Origin of the sequence: Streptomyces sp. NPDC058051, assembly GCF_042885475.1 — a bacterium.
Lineage (GTDB): Bacteria > Actinomycetota > Actinomycetes > Streptomycetales > Streptomycetaceae > Streptomyces.
Genome location: NZ_JBHVRW010000005.1, coordinates 1 through 20,158, shown reverse-complemented (window position 1 = coordinate 20,158; position 20,158 = coordinate 1). Strand labels below are relative to the sequence as shown.

Annotated in this window: 19 protein-coding genes and 1 pseudogene; 3 read left to right on the top strand and 17 right to left on the bottom strand. The window is 70.3% G+C overall.

What is annotated here, in order from left to right; genetic code table 11:
- Nucleotides 1-49 precede the first annotated feature (49 nt).
- The 9 genes from ACFVUT_RS10175 to ACFVUT_RS10135 form a co-directional block, all read right to left on the bottom strand.
- Nucleotides 50-1,111, bottom strand: coding sequence for a 2-aminoethylphosphonate ABC transporter substrate-binding protein (locus ACFVUT_RS10175; RefSeq protein ID WP_389644906.1), 1,062 nt, complete (start codon nucleotides 1,109-1,111; stop codon nucleotides 50-52).
- Nucleotides 1,112-1,326: 215 nt separating this feature from the next.
- Nucleotides 1,327-2,124, bottom strand: coding sequence for an ABC transporter permease (locus tag ACFVUT_RS10170; protein ID WP_389644902.1), 798 nt, complete (start codon nucleotides 2,122-2,124; stop codon nucleotides 1,327-1,329).
- The gene (locus ACFVUT_RS10165; RefSeq protein WP_389644899.1) at nucleotides 2,111-3,064 is read right to left on the bottom strand and encodes a 2-aminoethylphosphonate ABC transporter permease subunit; all 954 of its coding nucleotides are present in this window, start codon (nucleotides 3,062-3,064) and stop codon (nucleotides 2,111-2,113) included. The genes ACFVUT_RS10170 and ACFVUT_RS10165 overlap by 14 nt, the downstream gene beginning before the upstream one ends.
- Nucleotides 3,057-4,187 (bottom strand): ABC transporter ATP-binding protein, encoded by a 1,131-nt coding sequence (locus ACFVUT_RS10160; protein WP_389644896.1) that lies wholly within the window; start codon nucleotides 4,185-4,187, stop codon nucleotides 3,057-3,059. The genes ACFVUT_RS10165 and ACFVUT_RS10160 overlap by 8 nt, the downstream gene beginning before the upstream one ends.
- A gap of 26 nt (nucleotides 4,188-4,213) precedes the next feature.
- Entirely contained in the window at nucleotides 4,214-4,921 is a 708-nt protein-coding gene (locus ACFVUT_RS10155; RefSeq protein WP_389644893.1) for a phosphonatase-like hydrolase, read from the bottom strand.
- The gene (locus ACFVUT_RS10150; RefSeq protein WP_389644891.1) at nucleotides 4,918-6,042 is read right to left on the bottom strand and encodes a TIGR03364 family FAD-dependent oxidoreductase; all 1,125 of its coding nucleotides are present in this window, start codon (nucleotides 6,040-6,042) and stop codon (nucleotides 4,918-4,920) included. The genes ACFVUT_RS10155 and ACFVUT_RS10150 overlap by 4 nt, the downstream gene beginning before the upstream one ends.
- Nucleotides 6,043-6,343: 301 nt before the next feature.
- Entirely contained in the window at nucleotides 6,344-7,114 is a 771-nt protein-coding gene (locus ACFVUT_RS10145; protein WP_389644889.1) for a GntR family transcriptional regulator, read from the bottom strand.
- Between the two features lie 58 nt (nucleotides 7,115-7,172).
- The gene (locus ACFVUT_RS10140; RefSeq protein ID WP_389644887.1) at nucleotides 7,173-8,354 is read right to left on the bottom strand and encodes a hypothetical protein; all 1,182 of its coding nucleotides are present in this window, start codon (nucleotides 8,352-8,354) and stop codon (nucleotides 7,173-7,175) included.
- A gap of 530 nt (nucleotides 8,355-8,884) precedes the next feature.
- Complete coding sequence (locus tag ACFVUT_RS10135) at nucleotides 8,885-10,033, bottom strand: ROK family protein (RefSeq protein ID WP_389644885.1); 1,149 nt, start codon at nucleotides 10,031-10,033, stop codon at nucleotides 8,885-8,887.
- Nucleotides 10,034-10,089: 56 nt separating this feature from the next.
- Between ACFVUT_RS10135 and ACFVUT_RS10130 the strand changes: the two genes are divergently transcribed.
- Entirely contained in the window at nucleotides 10,090-11,256 is a 1,167-nt protein-coding gene (locus tag ACFVUT_RS10130; protein WP_389644883.1) for a Gfo/Idh/MocA family oxidoreductase, read from the top strand.
- Nucleotides 11,253-11,732, top strand: coding sequence for a heme-degrading domain-containing protein (locus ACFVUT_RS10125; RefSeq protein ID WP_389644882.1), 480 nt, complete (start codon nucleotides 11,253-11,255; stop codon nucleotides 11,730-11,732). The genes ACFVUT_RS10130 and ACFVUT_RS10125 overlap by 4 nt, the downstream gene beginning before the upstream one ends.
- A 186-nt stretch (nucleotides 11,733-11,918) precedes the next feature.
- Here ACFVUT_RS10125 and ACFVUT_RS10120 read toward each other — a convergent pair whose 3' ends face one another.
- The 6 genes from ACFVUT_RS10120 to ACFVUT_RS10095 all read right to left on the bottom strand — a co-directional run bounded on the left by ACFVUT_RS10120 (nucleotide 11,919) and on the right by ACFVUT_RS10095 (nucleotide 16,893).
- Nucleotides 11,919-12,779: a fumarylacetoacetate hydrolase family protein gene (locus ACFVUT_RS10120; RefSeq protein ID WP_389644881.1), complete on the bottom strand. Its 861-nt coding sequence runs from the start codon at nucleotides 12,777-12,779 to the stop codon at nucleotides 11,919-11,921.
- 135 nt (nucleotides 12,780-12,914) lie between these two features.
- Nucleotides 12,915-13,685, bottom strand: coding sequence for a YidC/Oxa1 family membrane protein insertase (locus ACFVUT_RS10115; protein WP_389644879.1), 771 nt, complete (start codon nucleotides 13,683-13,685; stop codon nucleotides 12,915-12,917).
- A gap of 123 nt (nucleotides 13,686-13,808) precedes the next feature.
- A complete protein-coding gene (locus ACFVUT_RS10110; protein WP_389644878.1) occupies nucleotides 13,809-14,141 on the bottom strand; it encodes a DUF6412 domain-containing protein in 333 nt (110 codons plus the stop codon).
- A gap of 128 nt (nucleotides 14,142-14,269) precedes the next feature.
- Nucleotides 14,270-15,883, bottom strand: coding sequence for a sodium:solute symporter (locus tag ACFVUT_RS10105; RefSeq protein WP_389645740.1), 1,614 nt, complete (start codon nucleotides 15,881-15,883; stop codon nucleotides 14,270-14,272).
- Complete coding sequence (locus ACFVUT_RS10100; RefSeq protein ID WP_326770038.1) at nucleotides 15,880-16,038, bottom strand: DUF3311 domain-containing protein; 159 nt, start codon at nucleotides 16,036-16,038, stop codon at nucleotides 15,880-15,882. The genes ACFVUT_RS10105 and ACFVUT_RS10100 overlap by 4 nt, the downstream gene beginning before the upstream one ends.
- Before the next feature lie 54 nt (nucleotides 16,039-16,092).
- Nucleotides 16,093-16,893, bottom strand: a complete 801-nt coding sequence (locus tag ACFVUT_RS10095; RefSeq protein ID WP_389644876.1) for a class E sortase — start codon at nucleotides 16,891-16,893, stop codon at nucleotides 16,093-16,095.
- 195 nt (nucleotides 16,894-17,088) lie between these two features.
- On the opposite strand from ACFVUT_RS10095, the gene ACFVUT_RS10090 reads away from it, so the two are divergent.
- Nucleotides 17,089-18,090, top strand: a complete 1,002-nt coding sequence (locus tag ACFVUT_RS10090) for an SEC-C metal-binding domain-containing protein (protein ID WP_389644873.1) — start codon at nucleotides 17,089-17,091, stop codon at nucleotides 18,088-18,090.
- A gap of 138 nt (nucleotides 18,091-18,228) precedes the next feature.
- On the opposite strand, the gene ACFVUT_RS10085 is transcribed toward ACFVUT_RS10090, so the two are convergent.
- Nucleotides 18,229-18,750: a hypothetical protein gene (locus tag ACFVUT_RS10085; RefSeq protein ID WP_389644870.1), complete on the bottom strand. Its 522-nt coding sequence runs from the start codon at nucleotides 18,748-18,750 to the stop codon at nucleotides 18,229-18,231.
- An 8-nt stretch (nucleotides 18,751-18,758) separates the two neighbouring features.
- Nucleotides 18,759-20,158, bottom strand: a pseudogene (locus tag ACFVUT_RS10080) (hypothetical protein); the annotation flags it as partial.

Sequence of the window (20,158 nt, the reverse complement as noted above, 5' to 3'; positions counted from 1 at the left end):
CGCGCACTGCGCGCGGCCCCCGCCCCGCGGCGGTGTCTCCTGTCGGCGGTCAGCTGCCGGTGGCCGACTTCCAGGCGTCGACGTACGTGTTCAGGTGGGTGCCGATGTCCGACCAGTCGGGCTCGAAGACCTCCACGCCGTCCATCAGCCGGGCGAGCTCGGTGGCGTTGGCGTCGGTGGCCTCGACGTCCTTGCGGGCCGCGAAGCCGCCGCCGACCGCGCTGACGTCCTTCTGGGCCTGCTCGGACAGCATGAAGTCGAGCAGCTTCTTGCCGTTGGCGCTGTGCGGGGCCTTGTCGACCAGGCCGGCCGCGTACGGCAGGGCAAAGGTGGTGGGCTTGCCGCCCTCCTTCGCGGGGAACCAGATGCCGAGGTTCGGCATGTCCTTGGACTGTGCGTAGTTCATCTGGACGTCGCCGTTGGCGGCGAGCAGTTCGCCCTTGTCGACCTTGGGCGCGAGCTTGCCGGTGGAGGCGGACGGCCCGACGTTGTTGGCCTGGAGCTTCTTCAGGTACTCCATCGCCGGTTCCTTGCCGCCGAAGTCGTGCATGGCCTTGATCAGTACGGCCGTGCCGTCACCGGCGACCCCGGGGGTGGAGTACTGGATCTTGTTCTTGAACTTTCCGTCGAGCAGCTCCTCCCAGGTGGTGGGCGCCGGCTTCAGCTCCTTCTTGTTGTGGATGAAGCCGAAGTAGTTGTTGACGACGGAGGTCCACGTGGAGTCGGACGCCTTGTCCGCGCTGTCGACCTTGTCGGAGCCGGCCGGCGCGTACGCCGCCAGGAGACCCTTGCTGCCTGCCTGCTGGATGAAGGGCGGCAGGGTGACCAGCACGTCGGCCTGGGTGTTGGACTTCTCGCGGACGGCGCGCTGCACCATCTCACCGGAGCCGCCCTCCACGTACTTCACCTTGATACCGGTCTGCTTCTCGAAGTCCTTGAAGACCTTGTCGTACCAGCCTTCGCCGTTCTCGCCCTTGAGCCCGTCGGCGCTGTAGACGGTGACGACCTTCTCGTCGGAGGCGGCCGAGGAGCCGCCGCAGGCGGCGAGGGCGGCGGCGAGGGCGAGGCAGCCGGTGGCCGCGGCTGCGGTCCTGAGGTGGTTCTTGCGCATGGCAGTCGTCTCTCCTGGATGTCGGCCGGAAGCCGGCCGGAGTCAGTACGGGGCGGGTATCGGCCGATCCACGGATCGATGGATCCATGAATCGACGAGGTCGGTGGTGTCGACGAGGTCGGTGGTGTCGATGGGGGCGACGGGTCGATGGGGTCAGTGGGGTCGACGAGGTCAGTGGGGTCGACTAGGTCAGTGGGGTCGACTAGGTCGAGGGCTCAGCGGTACGAGGCCCTGGTGCGGATACGGGAGACGCCGAGCAGCACGAGCAGCGTCGTTCCCATCAGGACCACGGCGACGGCCGCTCCGGTGAACAGTGAGCCGCGGTCGGTGGCCGCGAAGATCTGCACCGGGAGCGGTGTCCAGTCCGGCGGGTAGAGCATCATCGTGGCGCTCAACTCGCCCATGGACAGGGCGAAGCAGAGCCCCGCGGCCGCGGTGAGGGACGGCAGCAGGAGCGGCAGCTTGACGCGCCACAGGACGTAACCGGGCCGGGCCCCGAGGCTGGCCGCCGCCTGCTCGTACATCGGGTCGAGACGTACTGCCGCCGCCGAAACCGACGAGTAGGCGAACGCGGTGACAAGAATCGTGTGCGCCAGGATCACGATCCAGCGCGTCCCGTTGAGCAGCATCGGCGGCTTGCTGAAGGCGACGAGCACGGCGAGTCCGACGACGACGGACGGCACGGCGACCGGCAGCATGAACAGCGCGTCGAGGAATCTCCTGCCGCGCCTGCGCAGCGAGGCGGCGGCGAGCGCGGCCCAGGAGCCGATGGTGAGGGCGAGCAGACTGGCGGTCACCGCGGTGATCAGGCTGGTGGTCAGGGCCTGGAGAAAGTCACCGCCGGTCGCGGCTGCGTAGTGCTCGGTGGTCGGCCCGGAGGGGAAGGCCCCGGACCAGTGGGTGGCGAAGGACGCGGCGAGGATGACCAGCAGCGGCACCGCGAACAGCGGGACGAAGAGCACGAAGAACACGGCCCAGGTGGCCCACTTCCCCGTACGGCTATGCACCAACACGGCGGCTCACCATCCGATACAGGCTGTAGAGACCCACGGAGATCGCGATGTTGACCACGGCGACGACGCAGGCGGCCGGGTAGTCGGACTCCAGGATCGCCTTGCTGTAGACGAGCATCGGCAGGGTCGTGACCCCTTTCGCACCGGTGAACAGCACGATGCCGAACTCGTTGAGACACATCACGAGGACGAGGCTGCCGCCGGTGGCGAGCGCGGGCAGCGCCTCGGGAAGGATCACCTGCCGCACGATCCGGGCCGGTTTCGCGCCCAGTGAGGACGCCACCTCCAGCTGCGCGGTGTCGAGCTGCGAGAACGCGGCGAGCAGTGGCCGCATCACGAACGGGGTGAAGTACGTGATCTCGGCGAGCAGTACACCCCATGGCGTGGTGAGGAAGTGGAAGGGCCCGCTCGACGCCCCGGTGACGTCCGTCCACAGGCCGTTGGCCATGCCGGCGTTGCCGTAGATGAACAGCAGGGCGAGCGTGATCAGGAACGACGGGAAGGAGAGGAAGACGTCGATGAACCCGGCGACCGCCCTGCCTCCGGGGAACGGCACGAACGCGATGATCAGGGCGAGCACGAAGCCCAGCACCAGGCATCCGACCGTCGCACCGACCGCCAGCCAGACGGTGGTCGTCAACGCGGACCGGAACGACTCGGAGGCGAACACGTCACCGTAGGGGGCGAGCGAGGTACCGCCCTCCTCCGGCCGGAAGGACTGCTGGACGACGAGGGCCAGCGGGTAGAGGAAGACGAGTGCGAGTACGGCGACGGGCGGCAGCGCCCAGACGAAGCGGGGAACACGGGCCGTGCCGGGCGGGCGTTTCGCCGGGGCGGGCGGGGTCTCCCCCGTACGGACGGGGTCGAGGGCTCGGGGCCGGGTGGGCGCGACGCCCGCTGCGGGGCCGCCCGACGCGACCTGCGCGCCGGTGCTAACCATCGGACACCCCCGCGGTCAGGAGTACCGCGTCCTGCGCCGCGAAGTGCACCGTCACCGCGTCACCGAGCGCCGGTGCCTCCCGCAGTTCGCGCAGGTCGGCCTTGACCCGGTGTCCGTCGACATCGACGTACAGCCGGTGCGTGGAGCCCCGCCACTGCACCTCGGCGACCGTGCCGCTCAGTGCGTTGGGCCCGTCGCCGAGCCCGACCAGATGGGGCCGGACGCACAGGGTGGCGGTGGCTCCGCGGGCCGCTTCGCCGGTCGGTACGCCGAGTGCGCGCCCCGCGAAGTCGACGGTGTCGGGGCCGTCGGCGACCGTGACCGGCAGCAGATTCGCGTTGCCGACGAACGACGCGGTGAACTCCGTGCGCGGACGTCGGTACAGCTCCTGCGGGGTGCCGCAGTCCTGCAGCCGCGCCTTGTCCATGACCGCGATCCGGTCGGCGAGGGTGAGCGCCTCGACTTGGTCGTGGGTGACGTACAGGATGGAGACGTCCGGCAACTCCCTGTGCAGCCTGGCCAGTTCGGCGAGCATTCCGGAGCGCAGCTGGGCGTCGAGCGCGGAGAGGGGTTCGTCGAGCAGGAGCACGCCGGGGCGGATCGCGAGCGCGCGGGCGATGGCGACGCGCTGCTGCTGGCCGCCGGAGAGTTCGCGGGGGAAGCGCTTGGCGTAGGCGGCCATGCCGACGAGTTCGAGGGCTTCGGCGACCCGCTCGGGGATCTGCGCCTTCGCCGCCTTCCGGGCCCTGAGTCCGAAGGCGACGTTGTCCTGGACCCGCATGTGCGGGAAGAGGGCGTACTGCTGGACGACCATGCCGATGCCGCGTTTGTGCGGCGGCAGCCCGGTGACGTCGCGGTCACCGAGATACACCCGGCCCGAGACGGGCTGGACGAATCCGGCGACGGCGCGCAGGGCGGTGGTCTTGCCGGACCCGGAGGGCCCGAGCAACGCCATGACCTCGCCGGGTCCGACGGTCAGATCGAGCCGGTCGAGGACGGTGTTCCCGCCGTACGCGACGCTCACCCCGTCGAAGCGGATCCCGCCGGTGGCCCCGCCCGTCGCGCCTGCGCTTGTCTTGCTTCCGCCTGTCGCGCTTCCGCCTGTCGCGCCTGCGCCCGTCATGCTTCCGCCCGTCGTGCCTGCGCCCGTCATGCTTCCGCCCGGGCGACGAGGTCCGGAAGTTCGGCGACCGAGGGCAGGATGTGGGTGGCCCCGCTGCTGGTCAGCCGGTCCGCGTCGTGTGCGCCGGTCAGCACGCCCGCGACGATCCCGGCCCCGGAGCGTACGCCGCTGAGCATGTCGTACGAGGTGTCCCCGGCGACCACGGTCTGCCGGACCCCGTCCACCACTCCGGTCCGCAGGAAAGCGGCGAGGACCATGTCCGGGTAGGGGCGCCCGCGCCCGCCCGCGTCGGCGGGGCACAGGGTCAGGTCGGCCAGGTCCTGCCAGCCGAGTGCGGCGAGGATCGCGTCCTGGGTGACGCGCGCGAAGCCGGTGGTGAGGACCACGGTGCGGCCGGCCGCCGTCAGCTCCTCGATCGCCTCACGGGCACCGGGGACCGGGGCGACACGGCCGCCGTCGACCAGTTCGCCGTACGCCTTCTCGAAGGCGGTGTTGGCCCGCTGCGCCCGGTCCTCGTCACCGAAGAGGTGGCGGAAGACGGAGATCTTGGACTCGCCCATGGTGGCGCGTACGTAGTCGAGCTTCTCCGCATGGTCGGCGGATCCGGGCGCCACGCCGAGCAGTTCGGCCGCGGCGGAGAAGGCCTGCTCCACGAGGCCGCCGTCGGCGACGGTGGTGCCGGCCATGTCGAGCACGATCAGGTTCAGGGGGTTGCGCGTGGTCACCTTCGTCACCAGTCCAGTTCGTCGGCGGTCGTTTCGGCAATGGCGGGCGAGCAGGTCATGCCGCGTCCGCCCGGTCCGGTGACCAGCCAGACGCCGTCGCGCACCTGCTGGCGGTGGACGACCCGGCTGGTGTCGGTGCACTGGGCGTAGACCCCGGCCCAGCGGTGGCGGATCCTCGGCAGCGGGCGGCCGAGGAAGGACTCGACGACCCCGGTGAGGTGTTCGTACGGCTCCTCGACGGTGTCGAAGGCGAAGGGGTGCTCGTACGCGTGGGTGTCGCCGATGGTCAGTCCGCCGTCGCGGCGCTGCACCATCAGGAGCTGCATCCCGTGCTCGGCCGCGGTGGGCGCCTGCGCCTGCCGGGCGTTGAGGGCGTCCAGCGCCTCACTCCGGTACGCCGGGTAGTAACGGAAGCTGTCGGCATCGGCGACGGAGGTGGTGAGCGGCTCACCCAGCGGGTCGGTCTGCATCATCTGGAGGCGTACGCGGCGCACCGGAAGATCGGGGCCGGCCAGCTCGCGCACGAGTCCGCCGAGCCAGGCGCCGGTGGCCAGGATCACGGCGTCACCGGTGTGCACCTCGCCGTGGTCGTCGCGGACGGAAGCGCTGCCCACCACCTCGCGCACCTCACGCCCGCCGAGGTACGTGTACCTTCCGGACTTCAACAGCTCCTGCTTCAGAAGGAGCTGGGCGGTGCGCGGCTCGACCGCCGCATCCCGTTCGCACCACAGGGCGGCGGTGAAGTCGCCGCGCAGCGCGGGGTTGACCGCACGGGCCTCGTCGGCGGTGAGCAGCTTGTAGCCGCGCGCCGCCGCGTCGGGGCGGGCGACGGCCGCCTCCGCGACGGCGGTCTCCAGCTCGGTGCGGAGCGGGGTGAGCGAGCCGCAGGGCCGGAACCCGAGGCCGGGAACCCGGGCCCCGATGTGCTCCCACAGCTCACGGGCGCGCAGCGCGGTCTCCAGCTCCTCACCACCGGCCCGGCCGCTGACCCAAATCTGTCCGAAATTGCGGAGCGATGCCCCGCGCGCCTCGCTCTCGCGCTCGATCTGTACGACCTCGTGGCCGCGGTCCACTGCGTGCCAGGCGTGCATGGTTCCCACCACGCCGGCTCCTACGACGATGACTCTCACGACGGCAACGCTCCTCGGGGCCGGTGACCCGTACCGATCGGGACGGCAACGGGAGGGTGAACTGGACCCCAAGCTTGGACTAGACCCGTTACCTTCTCGTGATCACAATGAGTCGATCGGCGGCTGCGGGCGCGGTGTGCGGTGTGCGGGCGTGACCTGCGGTGTGCGGGCGCCGTCGCGGTCTGCGGTGTGCGGGCTCGGTCTGCGGTGTGCGGGCTCGGTCGCGGTCTGCGGTCTGCGGTCTGCGGCGTATCGGTCCGTTCAGGACACGCTGGGGCCGTTCAGAACCCGCCCCGTCCGTTCAGGCACCGCTCCGGGTGCCCAGGTGCGCCGTGAAGGAGAACCTGTCCCCTCGGAAGAGGGTGCGTACACGCTCCAGCGGCTCCCCGCCCGTGTCGCGCGAGATCCGGTGGATCAGCAGCATGGGCAGTGCGGGCGGGGTACCGATGAGCAGGGCCTCGCGCGGCGTCGCGAGCACGGTCTCGATCCGCTCGTCCGCATCGCCGAAGGAGATCCCGAGCCGCTCGCGGAGATAGGCGTAGAAGGACGAGTCGGGATCGAAGTCCCTGTCCAGATCCGGTACGCGGGCGACGGAGACGTACGTGCTCTCCAGGCCGACCCGGTCGTCGTCGGCGAGCAGCACCCGCTCCAGGTGCCAGACCGGTGCGCCGCGCCCCACCCCGATGTCGGCGGCCAGCGCCTCGGGGCAGGGGAACCGCTCCAGGCCGATGAGGTGACGGCCCGGGGTCCGGCCCTGTCGGCGTACGCCCTCCGTATAGCTCGCCAGCGACAGCGGCTGCTCCAGCTTGGGGCCCGCGACGACGGTGCCGCGCCCCTGGCGGGCGAGCCGCCCCTCCAGCAGGAGTTCGCGCAGTGCCTGGCGGACCGTCTCGCGCGAGACCTCGTAGCGCTCGGCGAGATCGCGTTCGGTGGGCAGCATGCCGCCCTCGCCCAACTCGTCTATGAGGACGGACACATGAGCCTTGACGGCGTAGTACTTGGGGATACGGCCGTGCTCCGGAATGCCGGAACGGATGGGTGCGCCAGGTGTCTGGTCGTGCGGGTAGTCCACGGCCCGATGGTGGCAGACGGAGATGAACACGCGTGGACGAGCGGTTCGGACGAGCGGTTCAGTCGCGGTGGCTACGCGGACGACGCGACCGGACCACCAGGGCACCCCCACCGATCAGGAGCCCGGCGACGGTGACGCCGAGGGCGGCCTGACCGGGAGCCGAGCCGGTCGCGGCCAGCTCGGGAAGGCCGGGGCGGGCATTCCGCGGCGGGGTGCGGTCGGGCGGCCCGACCGGTCGCGAGGCGTCACCCGTGCGAGCGGGGGCAGTGGCAGGGGCGGTGGCGCTCGGCCGGGCACCGTCGGGCCGGGCGACGCCGGGCGACGCCTCGCGGCGGGGGGCGTCGGCCTTTCCGGTCGCCTCGCCGGTCGCGTTGCCGGGAGCCTTTCCGGTCGCCTCGCCGGTTTCCTTGACCCTGTCGGCGTCCGGCGCGTCCTTCCTCGCGTGGGCGTCCGGGGCGTCTTTCGTCCTGTCGGCGTCCGGCGCGTCCTTCCTCGTGTCGGCGTCCGGGGCGTCTTTCGTCCCGTCGGCGTCTGCGGTCACGTCGGTGTCCGCGGTGTCCGCCGCCTCATCGCTCTCGTAACCCTCGTTGCTTTCGTAACTCTCGTAGCTCTCGTCGTTCCGGTCATCCTCGACGACCGCGAAGAGGTAGTGGCCGGACTCGCCGACCCAGGCACCGTCGTCCCCACCGGCCCCGCCGCCCGCCGCGTGCTGCCGCTGGACGATCGCGGCACCGACGGTGATCCGGCCCGGTCCGGTGTCCGAGGTGAAGGCCATGCGGACCTGGACGGTGACGGTACGGCCTGCGGGAACGGTGAAGCCCTCGAAGGTGTCCTCGGCACCGTCGCCACCGAAGACACCGATGTGTTCGTCCTGATCCGTGGTCTCCCAGGTGACACGGTGCACCTCGTCGGGACGGGCCGGATCGGAGAACTCCAGCTGGATCTGGTCGGAGGTCAGCTTCCGGTCCTCGTCGGTGAGGACCAGCACCGGGTGGATGGCCCGGCACGGCTCGGTGGTGGTGTTCGTGAGGTCCAGGTACCAGATTCCGTAACCGCCACCGGATGCGTAGGTGTCCGGTCCGCCGTGCATACGGGTGTTGATCGGGAACGCGCTCGCTTCCGGGTCACCGCAGGTGGGCTGCTGGTCGGCGGCGCTGGAGTCCGACTTCGAAACCGGAGTGGCCGACGGTGCGGCCGCCACCGGTGCGGCGGATGCGCCGCCGAGGACGACGGGTACCACGCTCGCCGCCGCCAGCCGGAGCGCGAGACCGTGCCGCGTCCGCCCGGGAAGCGAGTGCGGGGCCGGCGCGGGAGGGCGCGCGTGAGCAGTGGATACGGGGATGGAGGCGGCGGAGGACAGCGGGACGGAGGTGGGGTCCGCCGTCGGGATGGAAGCGGCGGGACCAGCCACGGGGGTGGAAGGGGATGGGGAAGAGGAAGGGGACGGCCTGCCGGACGGGGACGGGGTGGGGGGCATGTGGGGACACCCTTCACTGTTCGCGGAACGGCCGGTTCTCCCCGTGCGCCGGAGTCCACCGGGTTCTGGCACCGTGACGCTGCCACGCGCGCGCGAGGCGTCCGGCACCGACATGCCGCAGAGCCGCCCGCCCGGCGGACACGACCCCCTCGACCGGCCCCCTCGACCGGCCCCGTCCGTGTCCGCGTTCCCGCTCCTGACCGACGTGCTCCCGCACCTCACGCACCCCCACGTCCGACAACCGCACCTCACGCACCCCCACGTCCGGCATCCGCGCCTCACACACCCACGCGTCAGGCACCCCCACCTTCGGCATCCGTGCCGCCGACCCGCCCGAACAGCGGCGCCAGGACCAGTTGCGCGGCGCCCTCCGCGACCGGCCGGTCCCCTCCCCCTGCGGCGGTGACCGGCACGGGCGCGTCGGTACCGCCCAGCCGGGCGCGCTCCTCGATCACGGCGCGGACGCCTCGTACGTACGCGTCGGGGTCGGCGGCGACGGTACGGCCGCCCAGCATCACCCGGTCGATGTCGAGCAGCGCGACGAGGTTGGCGGCACCGGCCCCCAGGACGCGTGCCGCCTCCGCGACATCGCCCCGGGCGACCGCAGCGAGGCAGAGCGCCTCGATGCAGCCGCGTCCCCCGCAGCCGCACACCGGCCCGTCGAGCTGGACGGTCTGGTGCCCGAACTCACCGGCCCCGGTGCGGGCCCCGCGATGCAGCCGCCCGCCGAGCACCAGCCCGGCACCGAGTCCGGTCCCGAGGTGCAGGTACGCGAAGTCGTCCGCACCCCCCGCGCGCAGGGCGAACCCCAGGGCGGCGGCATTGGTGTCCTTGTCGACGACGACGGGCAGCCCCGTCCTCGCGGCGAGCACGTCCCGCAACGGATAGCCGTCCCACTGCGGAAACCCGGTGACGCGGTGCAGCACCCCGCCCTGGTGGTCGAGCGGCCCCGGCACCGCCACCCCGACACCGAGCACCGGCAGATCCCCGGGCCGCCCGCCCTCGTCCCGCACCCGGGCGTCCTCACCCCGGACCGCCGCGACCGCGTGCGCCGCCGCCGCGATCACCTCGTCCGCCGGGGCGCCGAAGTCCAGCGGCTCGACGCGGTCGGCGACGACCTCGCCGGCCAGATCGACGAGGACCACCGTCAGCTCGTCGCGGTCCAGGTGCATACCGACCGCGTGCCCGGCGTCCGGCACCAGCCGCAGGACGGTGCGCGGCTTGCCTCCGGTGGAGGCGAGCCGGCCCGCCTCGGTCGCCAGGCCCTCGGCCCGCAGCCGTGCGGTGATCTTGCTGACGGCCTGCGGCGTGAGCCCCGTGCGCTCGGCGAGTTCGAGTCTGCTGATGCCGCGCTCGCCCGCCGCCCTGAGCAGATCCAGCACCAGCGCTGCGTTGTGGCTGCGCAGCGTCGGCAGGTTCGCGCCGCTGTTACTCCTGTTCACACTCCCATTGTCCCTGTCGCTTGCGCTTTGGCAACAGCGTTGCTTAAGTGGCGCACATGACTGGCAACGTGACTCACGAGACGCCGGGGCTGCCCGGAAATCCCCTGCGCGTCGGACTCGTCGGCTACGGCCTGGCGGGTTCCGTCTTCCACGCCCCGCTGATCGCCGCGACCGCGGGCCTCGTCCTCGACACGATCGTCACCTCGGACGAGGAGCGGCGGGCTCAGGCGCGCGCCGAGTTCCCCGACGTGCGGTTCGCCGCGTCGCCGCAGGAGCTCTGGGGGCGCGCGGACGAGCTCGACCTGATCGTGATCGCGTCGCCGAACAAGACCCATGTCCCGATCGCGACCGCCGCACTGGAGGCCGGCCTGCCGGTCGTCGTGGACAAGCCGATCGCCGGGACGGCCGCCGAGGCACGGCAGCTCGCCGCTCTCGCCGAGGAGCGCGGGCTGCTGCTCTCGGTCTTCCAGAACCGCCGCTGGGACAACGACTTCCTCACTCTCTCCCGCCTGGTCGCGGACGGTGAGCTCGGCCATGTGCAGCGCTTCGAGTCCCGCTTCGAGCGGTGGCGCCCGCAGCCGAAGGGCGGCTGGCGCGAGTCGGGCGACCCGCAGGAGATCGGCGGGCTGCTGTACGACCTGGGCAGTCATGTCGTCGACCAGGCGCTCGTCCTGTTCGGGCCGGCGGCGCAGGTGTACGCGGAGTCCGACGTACGCCGCCCCGGCGCCGCCGCGGACGACGACACGTTCCTCGCGATCACCCACGCGAACGGGGTCCGTTCGCATCTGCACGTCAGCGCCACCACGGCCCAGCTCGGCCCGCGGTTCCGGCTGCTCGGCTCGATCGCCGGCTATGTGAAGTACGGCCTCGACCCGCAGGAGGCCGACCTGCGCGCGGGCGCTCGTCCGACGGCGGACCGGCCGTGGGGCGAGGAGCCCACGGAGCTGTGGGGGCGGATCGGCTCGGGCGAGTCCCCGCTGACGGGCGGCGGCACCCCGGTCCGCACACTGCCGGGCGACTATCCCGCCTACTACGCGGCGGTCACCGAAGCCCTGCGCGGAAAGGGCGACAATCCAGTGACCGCCCTTCAGGCCGCCGCGACCCTGGACGTGCTGGAGGCCGCGCGCCGCTCGGCCCGTGAGGGCGTCGTCGTGCCCCTGCCCGCCGCGGCCCCGTCCGCCTCCACCTCCCCCACTACCGACACCGAGGAGCAGACCGCATGAATCCCACCGCTCCGACCATCTCCGAACTCATCGCTCAGGAACGCCGGCTGACGCTGCCGCATTTCGGCTACGACGACGCGTACGCGCTCGGCGGCCTCCTCGTCGCGATGGCCCGGGAACGGCACGCCCCCGTCGCGATCGACATCCGCCGCGGCGCGCAGCAGCTGTTCCACGCCGCGCTGCCGGGATCGAGCGCGGACAACGACGCCTGGATCAACCGCAAGCGCAAGGTCGTGGAACGGTTCGGCGAGAGCTCGTACCTGGTCGGATCCCGCTTCCGGGCCAAGGGGACGACGTTCGACGACTCCTCGCGCCTGGACCCGGACACCTACGCCGCACACGGCGGTTCGTTCCCGATCGCCGTCGAGGGCGCGGGCGTCATCGGCTCGGTGACGGTCTCGGGCCTGCCCCAGGCGGAGGACCACGCCCTGGTGGTCGAGGCGCTGGAACAGTTCGCGACGACGATCGGCGCATGACACGAGGGATGGGGGATGGGGGATGCGGGATGCGGGAGGCATGAGGGACGCGGAAGGGGTGAGGAACGCAAGAGGGGTGAGGAACGCAAGAGGGGCGAGGCGCCACAGCACCCCACCCCCTCCACCTCACCCCTCCGACCTCTGCGGACGGCCGGATCAGGTCCGCCGACGGGGTGGCTCCGCCTGCTACGCGCCCTTCAGCTCCTGCCGCTGCCGCCCCAGCCCCTCGATCTCCAGCTCCACGACGTCTCCGGCCCTCAGATACGGCTTGGGCTCGGGCTGTCCCAGGGCGACCCCGGCCGGCGTCCCGGTGTTGATCACATCGCCCGGGTACAGCGTCATGAAGTGGCTGAGGTAGCGGACCACCTCACCCACCGGGAAGATCTGGTCGGCGGTCGTACCGTCCTGCTTCAGCTCACCGTTGACCCAGAGCTTCATCGGCAGCGCCTGGGGATCGGCGATCTCGTCCGCCGTCACCAGCCACGGCCCCAGCGGGTTGAACGTCTCGCAGTTCTTGCCCTTGTCCCAGGTGCCGCCGCGCTCGATCTGGAACGCGCGCTCGGAGACGTCGTGCGCCGTCGCGTACCCGGCGACGTGCGCGAGCCCCTCCTCGGCCGAGTCCAGGTAACGGGCGGTGCGCCCGATGACGACCGCGAGCTCGACCTCCCAGTCGGTCTTGACGCTGCCGCGCGGCACCAGCACCGTGTCATCGGGCCCGACGACGGTGTCCGGCGCCTTGAAGAACAGGATCGGCTCGGCGGGAATCTCCGCACCGGTCTCGGTGGCGTGGTCGTGGTAGTTCAGCCCGATGCACACGATCTTGCCGATCCGGGCGAGCGGCGGCCCGACCCGCAGCGCCTCGGCGTCGAGCTCCGGCAGCTCACCCGGCGCGGCCGCGGCGGCCCGCAGCCGGGCGAGCGCGGACTCGTCGGCGAGCAGCGCGCTGTCGATGTCGGTGACGACACCCGACAGGTCACGCAGCGTTCCGTCCTCGTCCAGCAGCGCGGGTCGTTCCGCGCCGGCCGTACCCACACGAAGCAGCTTCAACGGTCTTTCTCCCCTTGGTCGAGATCTGGCCCGTCGGATGGGTGGCAGCCATCGCAGGCTCACCTGATCGTCCAAGACATCCGATGAATCTGCAAGACCCTGTTCACGCACTGGACCCTGCGCCCACCGCCGCGCTCACGCGGTGGTGGCCATGGCGGCACCTGCGGCCGGCAGGTCGCGGTAGAGGACGGCGCGCTCGATCGCGGTCCAGGTGGTGCTCGTGACGACGTAGAGCGCGGCGGCGAGCGGTACGACGGCCACGGTGAAGAGGGTCGCGAAGGACATCAGGGGCATCAGCTTCGTCATCGCGCCCATGCCCGGGACCGGCTGCCCGTCCGGGCCGGTGGTCGGCGCGACGGGCTGGGCGGCCATCTGCCGCTTCGTACGCCGGAAGTTGAAGGTGGCGACGGCGGCGACGATCGCGAACAGGGCGAGGTAGACCATGCCGTGCGCCCCGAACGGACCGCCGTGCGCGAGAGCGTCGTGCCAGCGCTCGCCGAGCGGGGCGTCGAAGAGCTGGTGGCCGAGCAGCTCGTTGGGGTCGCCGCCGATCTGCCGACTGGAGAAGAGGTGGTAGAGGAGGAAGAAGGCGGGCATCTGGAGCAGGCTGGGCAGGCAGCCCGAGAGCGGTGAGACCTTCTCTTCCTTGTGCAGTTCCATGAGCGCCTTCTGCATGCGCTCGGGGTTCTTGGCGTGCTTCTTGCGCAGTTCGGCGATCTGTGGCTGGAGTCGGGTGCGGGCCTTCTGCCCGCGCGCCGCGGCCCGCGACAGGGGGTGGACGGCGAGCCGCACGAGCGCCGTGAAGAGCACGATCGCGGCGGCGGCGGACGCGGTCTGGAAGAGCGGGTGCAACGCATCGGCCAGGGCGCCGACCAAGCCGGCGAATGCGGACATGAAGACGGACATGGGTGAGCCCTCCGGGGGTCTCGTCGTGCCGGGAAGAAGTACGGACTCGGCATGACGAACCACGAGGGGAGGTGCAGGGGAGGTGCAGGAGTTGTCTCCTGCCGCTCCTGCGCGAGTGCGCCCCTACGCGGCCGTCGGAAGGACGCGGCCGGGGGCTCGGGGGCGTCTGCGCCCCTTGGCGTCCGGATCCCGCTGCGGCAGGAACGCGGTGCGTTTCTCCCGGTCGCGCATGGCCGTACGGACCCGGGTGCGGGGCACGGGAGAGGCGCAGCGGGCGCTGATGAGCGAGGCGGCGGCGAGCGCGGAGCCGACGGCCGCCGTGGCGGCGAGCGCGACGGCGGCGGAGAGACTGCCGCCGTCGGCGAGGAGCACTTCGGTGACGAGGAAGAGCAGCAGCCCAGCGGGGCGGAGCAACCGGGCGAGACCACCGCGCAGACGGTTCGCGTCGCTGCTCATCGGGCCCCTCCCTTCTTCCCCGTCACAGCCTGTCGGCTGGTTTCGCACACCCACGCCGTGCGCGCAGGTGTGCGATCGGCTCTTCAGCCGTTATACACGATGGGTCCGACACACCTGTTCGCTCGCGCTCAGGACCGGTCAGCGGCAGCGTCGTCATACGGAGTCCCGTTCGCAGGTCCGGTCGCAGGCCCGGTCGAAGGCCCGGTCGAAGGCCCGGTCAAAGGCCCGGTCAAAGGCTCGATCGCAGACCCGATCGCAGGCTCGATCTCGTCGCGGGCGAGCACCTCGCTGTCCGGCCGGTCGTCGCGCTCGCGCGGAAGCGCGTACGTCACGGCAAGCGCGACGACGAGGTTGGCGCCGAGGGCCACGATGCCCGCGTTCATCCCCCACACCGGATCGTTCTCCGTGAACACGAACCCGCACACCGCACCCACCCCGACGACCAGCCCGCTCATCGCCCCGAGCAGGGTCAGCCGCCGCCACACCAGACCCAGCAGAACCATGGGGAGCAGCTGCGCCATCCCCTCGTACGAGATGAGGGAGAGCCGTACGAGCGTGTTCGGCGCGGTGTACGTGAGCACCAGCGCGATCACTCCCGCGGCCACCACGACGGTCTGCGCGGCGCCCTTCTGCCGCCGCTCCCACCGCGGCACGAGCGACAGCACGCTGCGCCCCCACATCGTGCCGATGACCAGCATGAAGACGGCCATCGGCACGATCGACGACAGCGCCGCCGCCACACCGATGACACCGACCGCCCAGGCCGGCAGGGAGTCGACGACGAGGGTGAAGAGGGCCAGGTTGGACTCGGCGCCGACGAGCCCCGGCACGACGAAGAGGGCCGCCATGCCGAGGAGCATCGGCACGAAGAGCAGCACGTTGTAGGCGGGCAGCCACATGGCGTTGCGGCGCAGTACGTCGGCGTTCTTGGCGCCGAGGTAGCCGGCGACAGTCGTCGGGAAGATCACCACGGTGAGGGAGTTGAGGAACGAGGTGGTGATGAACCACGCCTGCCCGAGGCCGCTGTCCCCGTGCCCGGGGAAGGTCAGCCACTCCCTCTTCTCGGTGGCGAGCCGGTCGAGGAAGGGCCCGTATCCGTCGAAGTAGTGGAACGGTACGTAGAGGGCGAGAAAGCCGAGCGTGGCGATCACGAGGATGTCCTTGAGCACGGACACCCACGCGCTGCCGCGCAGCCCGCTCACCACGACGAAGCCGGTGGTGACGGCGAAGGCCATGAAGTAGGCCCAGTTCAGGCTGATCGTGCCGTAGGAGATGGTCGACACGACCACCCCCATGCCGGTGATCTGGAGCTGGATGTACGGCAGCAGGAAGACGGTCGCCAGTACGGCGACGAGCGCGCCGAGCCAGGGCCGTCCGTACCGGTGCGCCACTATGTCGGTGATCCCGACGAGCCCGTGCCGGCGCGCGTACGCCCAGAGCATCGGCCCGACGACGTAGCCGAGGGCGTAGCCGCAGGACATGTACGCCACCACGTAGAGCACGGGCGCCCCGTAGTTGTAGCCCCATCCCGCGGCCCCCAGATAGCTGAAGCTGGTGTAGCCCTCGCCCGCCATCAGCACCCAGATGAACACGGTCCCGAGACTGCGCCCGCCCACCGACCACTCCGCGAGCCCGCCGCCCTCGCCGCGGCCTCTGCGCCGCCCGCGCGTCGCGAACAGGCCGAGGGCGACGGTGACGACCATGAAGGCCCCGAAGACGGAGGTCGCGACCGCGGCGTTCACCGCCGGTCCCCGCGCCGGGTCAGCCATACGGCGACGGGAGTCAGCAGGGTCGCCCCGAGCAGCCACACGAAGAGGAACGGCAGCCCGAGAATCACGGGATCGACCCGGTTCACGAGCGGCAGCACCCCCAGGTAGAGCACGTAGGGGACCAGCAACCACAACAACTGCGGACGTCGTCTGAACACGACAGGGAACCTTAGTGCGGACCGCTACCGGGCCCGGACACCCGTCAGCTTCCCCCACACGACAAGCCGGTAACGGGAGGTGAATTCGGGCGTGCACGTAGTGAGCGTCACATAGGACCCGGCGTCGCTGTATCCCGTGTACGGCTTCACATTGCTGCGCGGGACGGCCGCGATGACACCGCTGTCGTCGGCGCCGGTCTGCCCGAGCATCCGGTCCACGGTGTACGTGTACACGGCGTCGCGGGTATCGACAGCGATCCGGTCCCCGCGCCGCAGCCGGTTGATGTACCGGAAGGGCTCTCCGTGCGTGTTGCGGTGCCCGGCGAGCGCGAAGTTCCCCACCTGGCCGGGCTGCGCGGTGCGCGGGTAGTGCCCGACGTACCCCTTGTCGAGGACGCCACGCTTGCTGATGCCCTGGGCGACGGGGGCGGTGAGCCCGAGCCGGGGGATGCGGAGGACGGCGTACGCCTGGTCCCAGCGGGGCGCCGGGGACGCGGTACGGCTCCCGTCCGTCCCGGACGTCCCGGCCGTCCCGGACGGACGCCCGCCGGAAGCCGCCTGGCCGGACCCGCCGCCGTCCTCCGGCCCCGGTGACTCCTCCGGCTGCTGCCCCTGCGGCTCACCCCACTCGCGCTGAAGGGCCCGCACCTGGTGCTCGGCCGTGGCCCGGGCCTGCCGGTTGGTCCACCACAGCTGATGAACAACGAGCAACAACAGGACGACGCCGAGGGTCACCACCGCCTCGGCCCCCGTCCACAACCCGCGCGCGGCGAACCGCCGCCTTCGCACGTTCCGCTGCCCCACGACCGGTATCCGCTCCCGCACGGCCCGCACGATAGGGCCATGTCCCGTAACTCTCCAGGGCCCGGGCACCCCCGCACGCTCCGGGCCGGAGCAACCCCCGGCGCTCCCCGGGCCCCGAGCAACCCACCACACACTCCGGGGCGGGAGCAGCCCCCCGCACGCTCCGGGCTGAAGCAACACCCCGCCCAGGTGCCGTACAGCAGTACGGTGTGGTCCATGCGTCCCGACACGCCCGCTGACCACACCACCGAAGCCGAGCGCCTGCTGCGCACCGCGGCGCAGTACCCCGAGGACCGTGAGCCGCTGCTCCTCCGGGCCGCGGCCCATCTGGAGCTCGCCGGGGACCGCGCCCGCGCCACCACGCTCTACGACGACCTGCTCGGCTCCCCCGGCCTCGACCACCCGCACCTGGTCAAGGCCCTCAACGCGGCCAACCTGTGGGAGTACGGCCACGAGGCCGAGGCCCGCGCGATCATCGACGGCATCCGCGCCGCGGGCCCGCTCGACCCGGCGCCCTGGGAGATCGCGGCCGAGACCCTCGAATCGCACGACGAGCTGGACGCGGCCCACGACTGCTTCACGGCCGCGCTGACGCTCTTCCTGACGCCGGGCGAGGAGATCCCGTACGCCACGCACTCGTTGCTGATCGGCCGCCACCGTGTGCGCAGGCTGCTCGGGGCCGAGCACGACGTCTGGGACGGGCTGGCCGACGCCGTCCACACGGCGGCCGTCCCGCTGGACGAGTTGCACGACCCGAAACGCCTGTGGGCGCTGGGCTCCTCGGACCCGGGCGAACTCCAGGCCGAGATCACCCGCCTCCGCGCCGAACTGGGCACCTACCGCACCGCGCTGTCCCGCCCGTTCCCGGTGGCGGTGCTGCACTGGCCGGCCACCGAATTCGACGAACTCCTCGCCGCGTACCCGGCCCTGCGCAGCGAGTACCCCTCCCACGCCGACCACCTGGCCCGCTTGGAGGCGGCACTCCGCGACCTCCATCAGGCCGGCACGCCGAACCTCGGCATCGTGACGGGCACGGTCCCGTCGTACGAGGCCTTCGCCGCCTCGGAGGCCGCGTCCCCGGCCGACCCGGACCTCCTCCCCCAGTACGCCACCACCCTCGCCGCCCGCGGCCGGGCCACCCCCTGGCCCCCGGCCCGCAGCGCACCCTGCTGGTGCGGCTCGGGACGGGCCTATCGGGAGTGCCACGGGGCGGAGTGACCGGCGGGGTGCGGAGGGACGGCCCCGACCGGGGCGGGGCGGGCCCTCCGCACCTCCGTGAAGACGTACGGGGCACACACGGGTGACCGTTCGCACCGTCAGACGAGATTCCTGATCAGCAGCATCGAACAACCACCCTCAGCCGGCCTTCCCCGGGGCTGTCCACCACCAATGCGTCAGCGAGATGTCAGGGATGGCAGAGGGAGGGAGTTGTTCTGCATCTGATGCGGCTTCGCGAAACTCATCGTCACATTCGTCGACGAAGTCGCGGTTGAGAATCGCATGATCGACATCCTGATCGATTTCATCGATGAACACCTGGATCGCGCTGCGGCGAATGCATGCCTGATACCAATCATCCTGCGTCGCCCCCCAAAGCAGGGGCTCGATACTGATCAGATACTTGTACAGCAATGTCTTGCGGTGAGTAAAGATGGCGCGCACCCCCTGCCTGAGCCTGGGCATTTCTTCAGCGACCCACACCGCATCCGGCTCTCTGTTCAAGCAAATCGCCAGACCAGTGAGAAGTTTCATCGATTCAAAAAGAACCCCCTCCGCCTCCTTGTCATCGAGCGAATCGCCACCAATTCTTTCAAGCGCACTCAGGAAGGATTCCACATATTCTGATCCGCCACGTTCGCCAAGGTTGATCCATGCCATCAGATTAATTACCTTTTCAAGAATGAGCCGAAGGTAGCCATAACTACTTTTCCATCATGGCGAGCAAAGACCATGGCGGTAAGCGTAATACTGTCCCCAGCCGAATCGACGACATCTTGATTGAATAACACCTGCCGCGTTCCCCCTCCTACGGCATTCACTTCCGGATTCGCATCCTGAGAAATCACCTGCCGAGCGGCATGATGATACCAAGCCACAACAGACTGTCGTCCGCCGCGCTCACTCAGAGGCACCTCAGCACCATGCTTTCGCGCATGATAGGCAGCGGCAGTCGGGGTTGAGAAGGTAACCAGGTGAGCCTTTGCTTGAATGCGGGCCACCAGCTTTTCGTCCGAAAGCTTGGCGCCGGCCGTAACCCCTCCGCCCCCTTGGGCGCGAACCTGGGCACGCTCACGGTACAGACGGCTGGTCACGGCACTGGTGTCACCACCGAGAGCGGCGGCGGCCGCAAGCGCCGCCTCCTTCTTATTGGGCTGCTTGCGAACCCCCTCGTCTATCTCGCGCTGCTGCTTGAGGCGCTCCGCTTCATACATTTCCTTGAAGTGTGACTCGAAGTATTCAAGATGGTTCGTAAATTCAGTAGGCGATCCCTTTATCCCGTTCCGTTTGAGCGCATACGCGAGCGCCGCCCGCCGCATATCATCTTTCACGTTATTCGGATATTGACCACCATCCCTGACCGCCTTTACCGCCCGTTTCCTCATGTCCCGGATGAAGTCGTCCAGTTGCGCAGCACCGGCCGCATTCCTCCCCTCCGTCTTCAGATCACAGACCTTCCTGGCCCTTCCCTCATTACCGCCGTAGGTGACGACCAGGCCGATGAATTCTTGCTGCAGCGCAGACAGTTCATCCAGCTTTGCCGGATCCAACCCGGCAAGTGAGCGGATCGGGGTGCGCGCGGTTTGTACGTGAACTTGATCACCTTGAGGCTGATGGCTGTCGACAACGAGCCTCAGAGGTGTTGCATATCTGCGCCCTATGGCGGCAATTTTTCGATTTGCTGACTCACGTGTGGGATGTTGAGTAAGAACTCGATCGGCATCCGCTATCGCTTTTTCGGATTTCCCTCTTCCAGGTTTCGAGTCACCGTCCTTCCCCTTGCCTTTGAGTTTGTTCCAGAGGGCTTTGCCTTTTTTGGTGATGAAGGTGACGATTTTGTCGATGGCGCGGTTGACGGGTTTGGCGACGGCGTGGAAGACGGATTTGACTTTGTTGGCGAGGGAGCCGATGCCGAGGAGGGAGGCGAGGAAGCCGATCAGCAGCGGGACGCTGGCGGCGAGGGCGGTCTCGACCATTTTGGGGACGCTTGCGGAGCCGCCGTTGGCGATGGCGATGACGGCGTCGAGGACGGCGTTGACGAACTCCACGATTTGGGCGCCCTGGTTCA

Coding starts and splice junctions, on each gene's coding strand:
- ACFVUT_RS10160 (WP_389644896.1), bottom strand. CDS start 4,187: ATGACGGGCGCAGGCGCGACAGGCGGAAGCGCGACAGGCGGAAGCAAG.
- ACFVUT_RS10085 (WP_389644870.1), bottom strand. CDS start 18,750: ATGGCATGGATCAACCTTGGCGAACGTGGCGGATCAGAATATGTGGAA.
- ACFVUT_RS10115 (WP_389644879.1), bottom strand. CDS start 13,685: ATGTCCGTCTTCATGTCCGCATTCGCCGGCTTGGTCGGCGCCCTGGCC.
- ACFVUT_RS10130 (WP_389644883.1), top strand. CDS start 10,090: ATGACTGGCAACGTGACTCACGAGACGCCGGGGCTGCCCGGAAATCCC.
- ACFVUT_RS10165 (WP_389644899.1), bottom strand. CDS start 3,064: ATGGTTAGCACCGGCGCGCAGGTCGCGTCGGGCGGCCCCGCAGCGGGC.
- ACFVUT_RS10110 (WP_389644878.1), bottom strand. CDS start 14,141: ATGAGCAGCGACGCGAACCGTCTGCGCGGTGGTCTCGCCCGGTTGCTC.
- ACFVUT_RS10090 (WP_389644873.1), top strand. CDS start 17,089: ATGCGTCCCGACACGCCCGCTGACCACACCACCGAAGCCGAGCGCCTG.
- ACFVUT_RS10175 (WP_389644906.1), bottom strand. CDS start 1,111: ATGCGCAAGAACCACCTCAGGACCGCAGCCGCGGCCACCGGCTGCCTC.
- ACFVUT_RS10125 (WP_389644882.1), top strand. CDS start 11,253: ATGAATCCCACCGCTCCGACCATCTCCGAACTCATCGCTCAGGAACGC.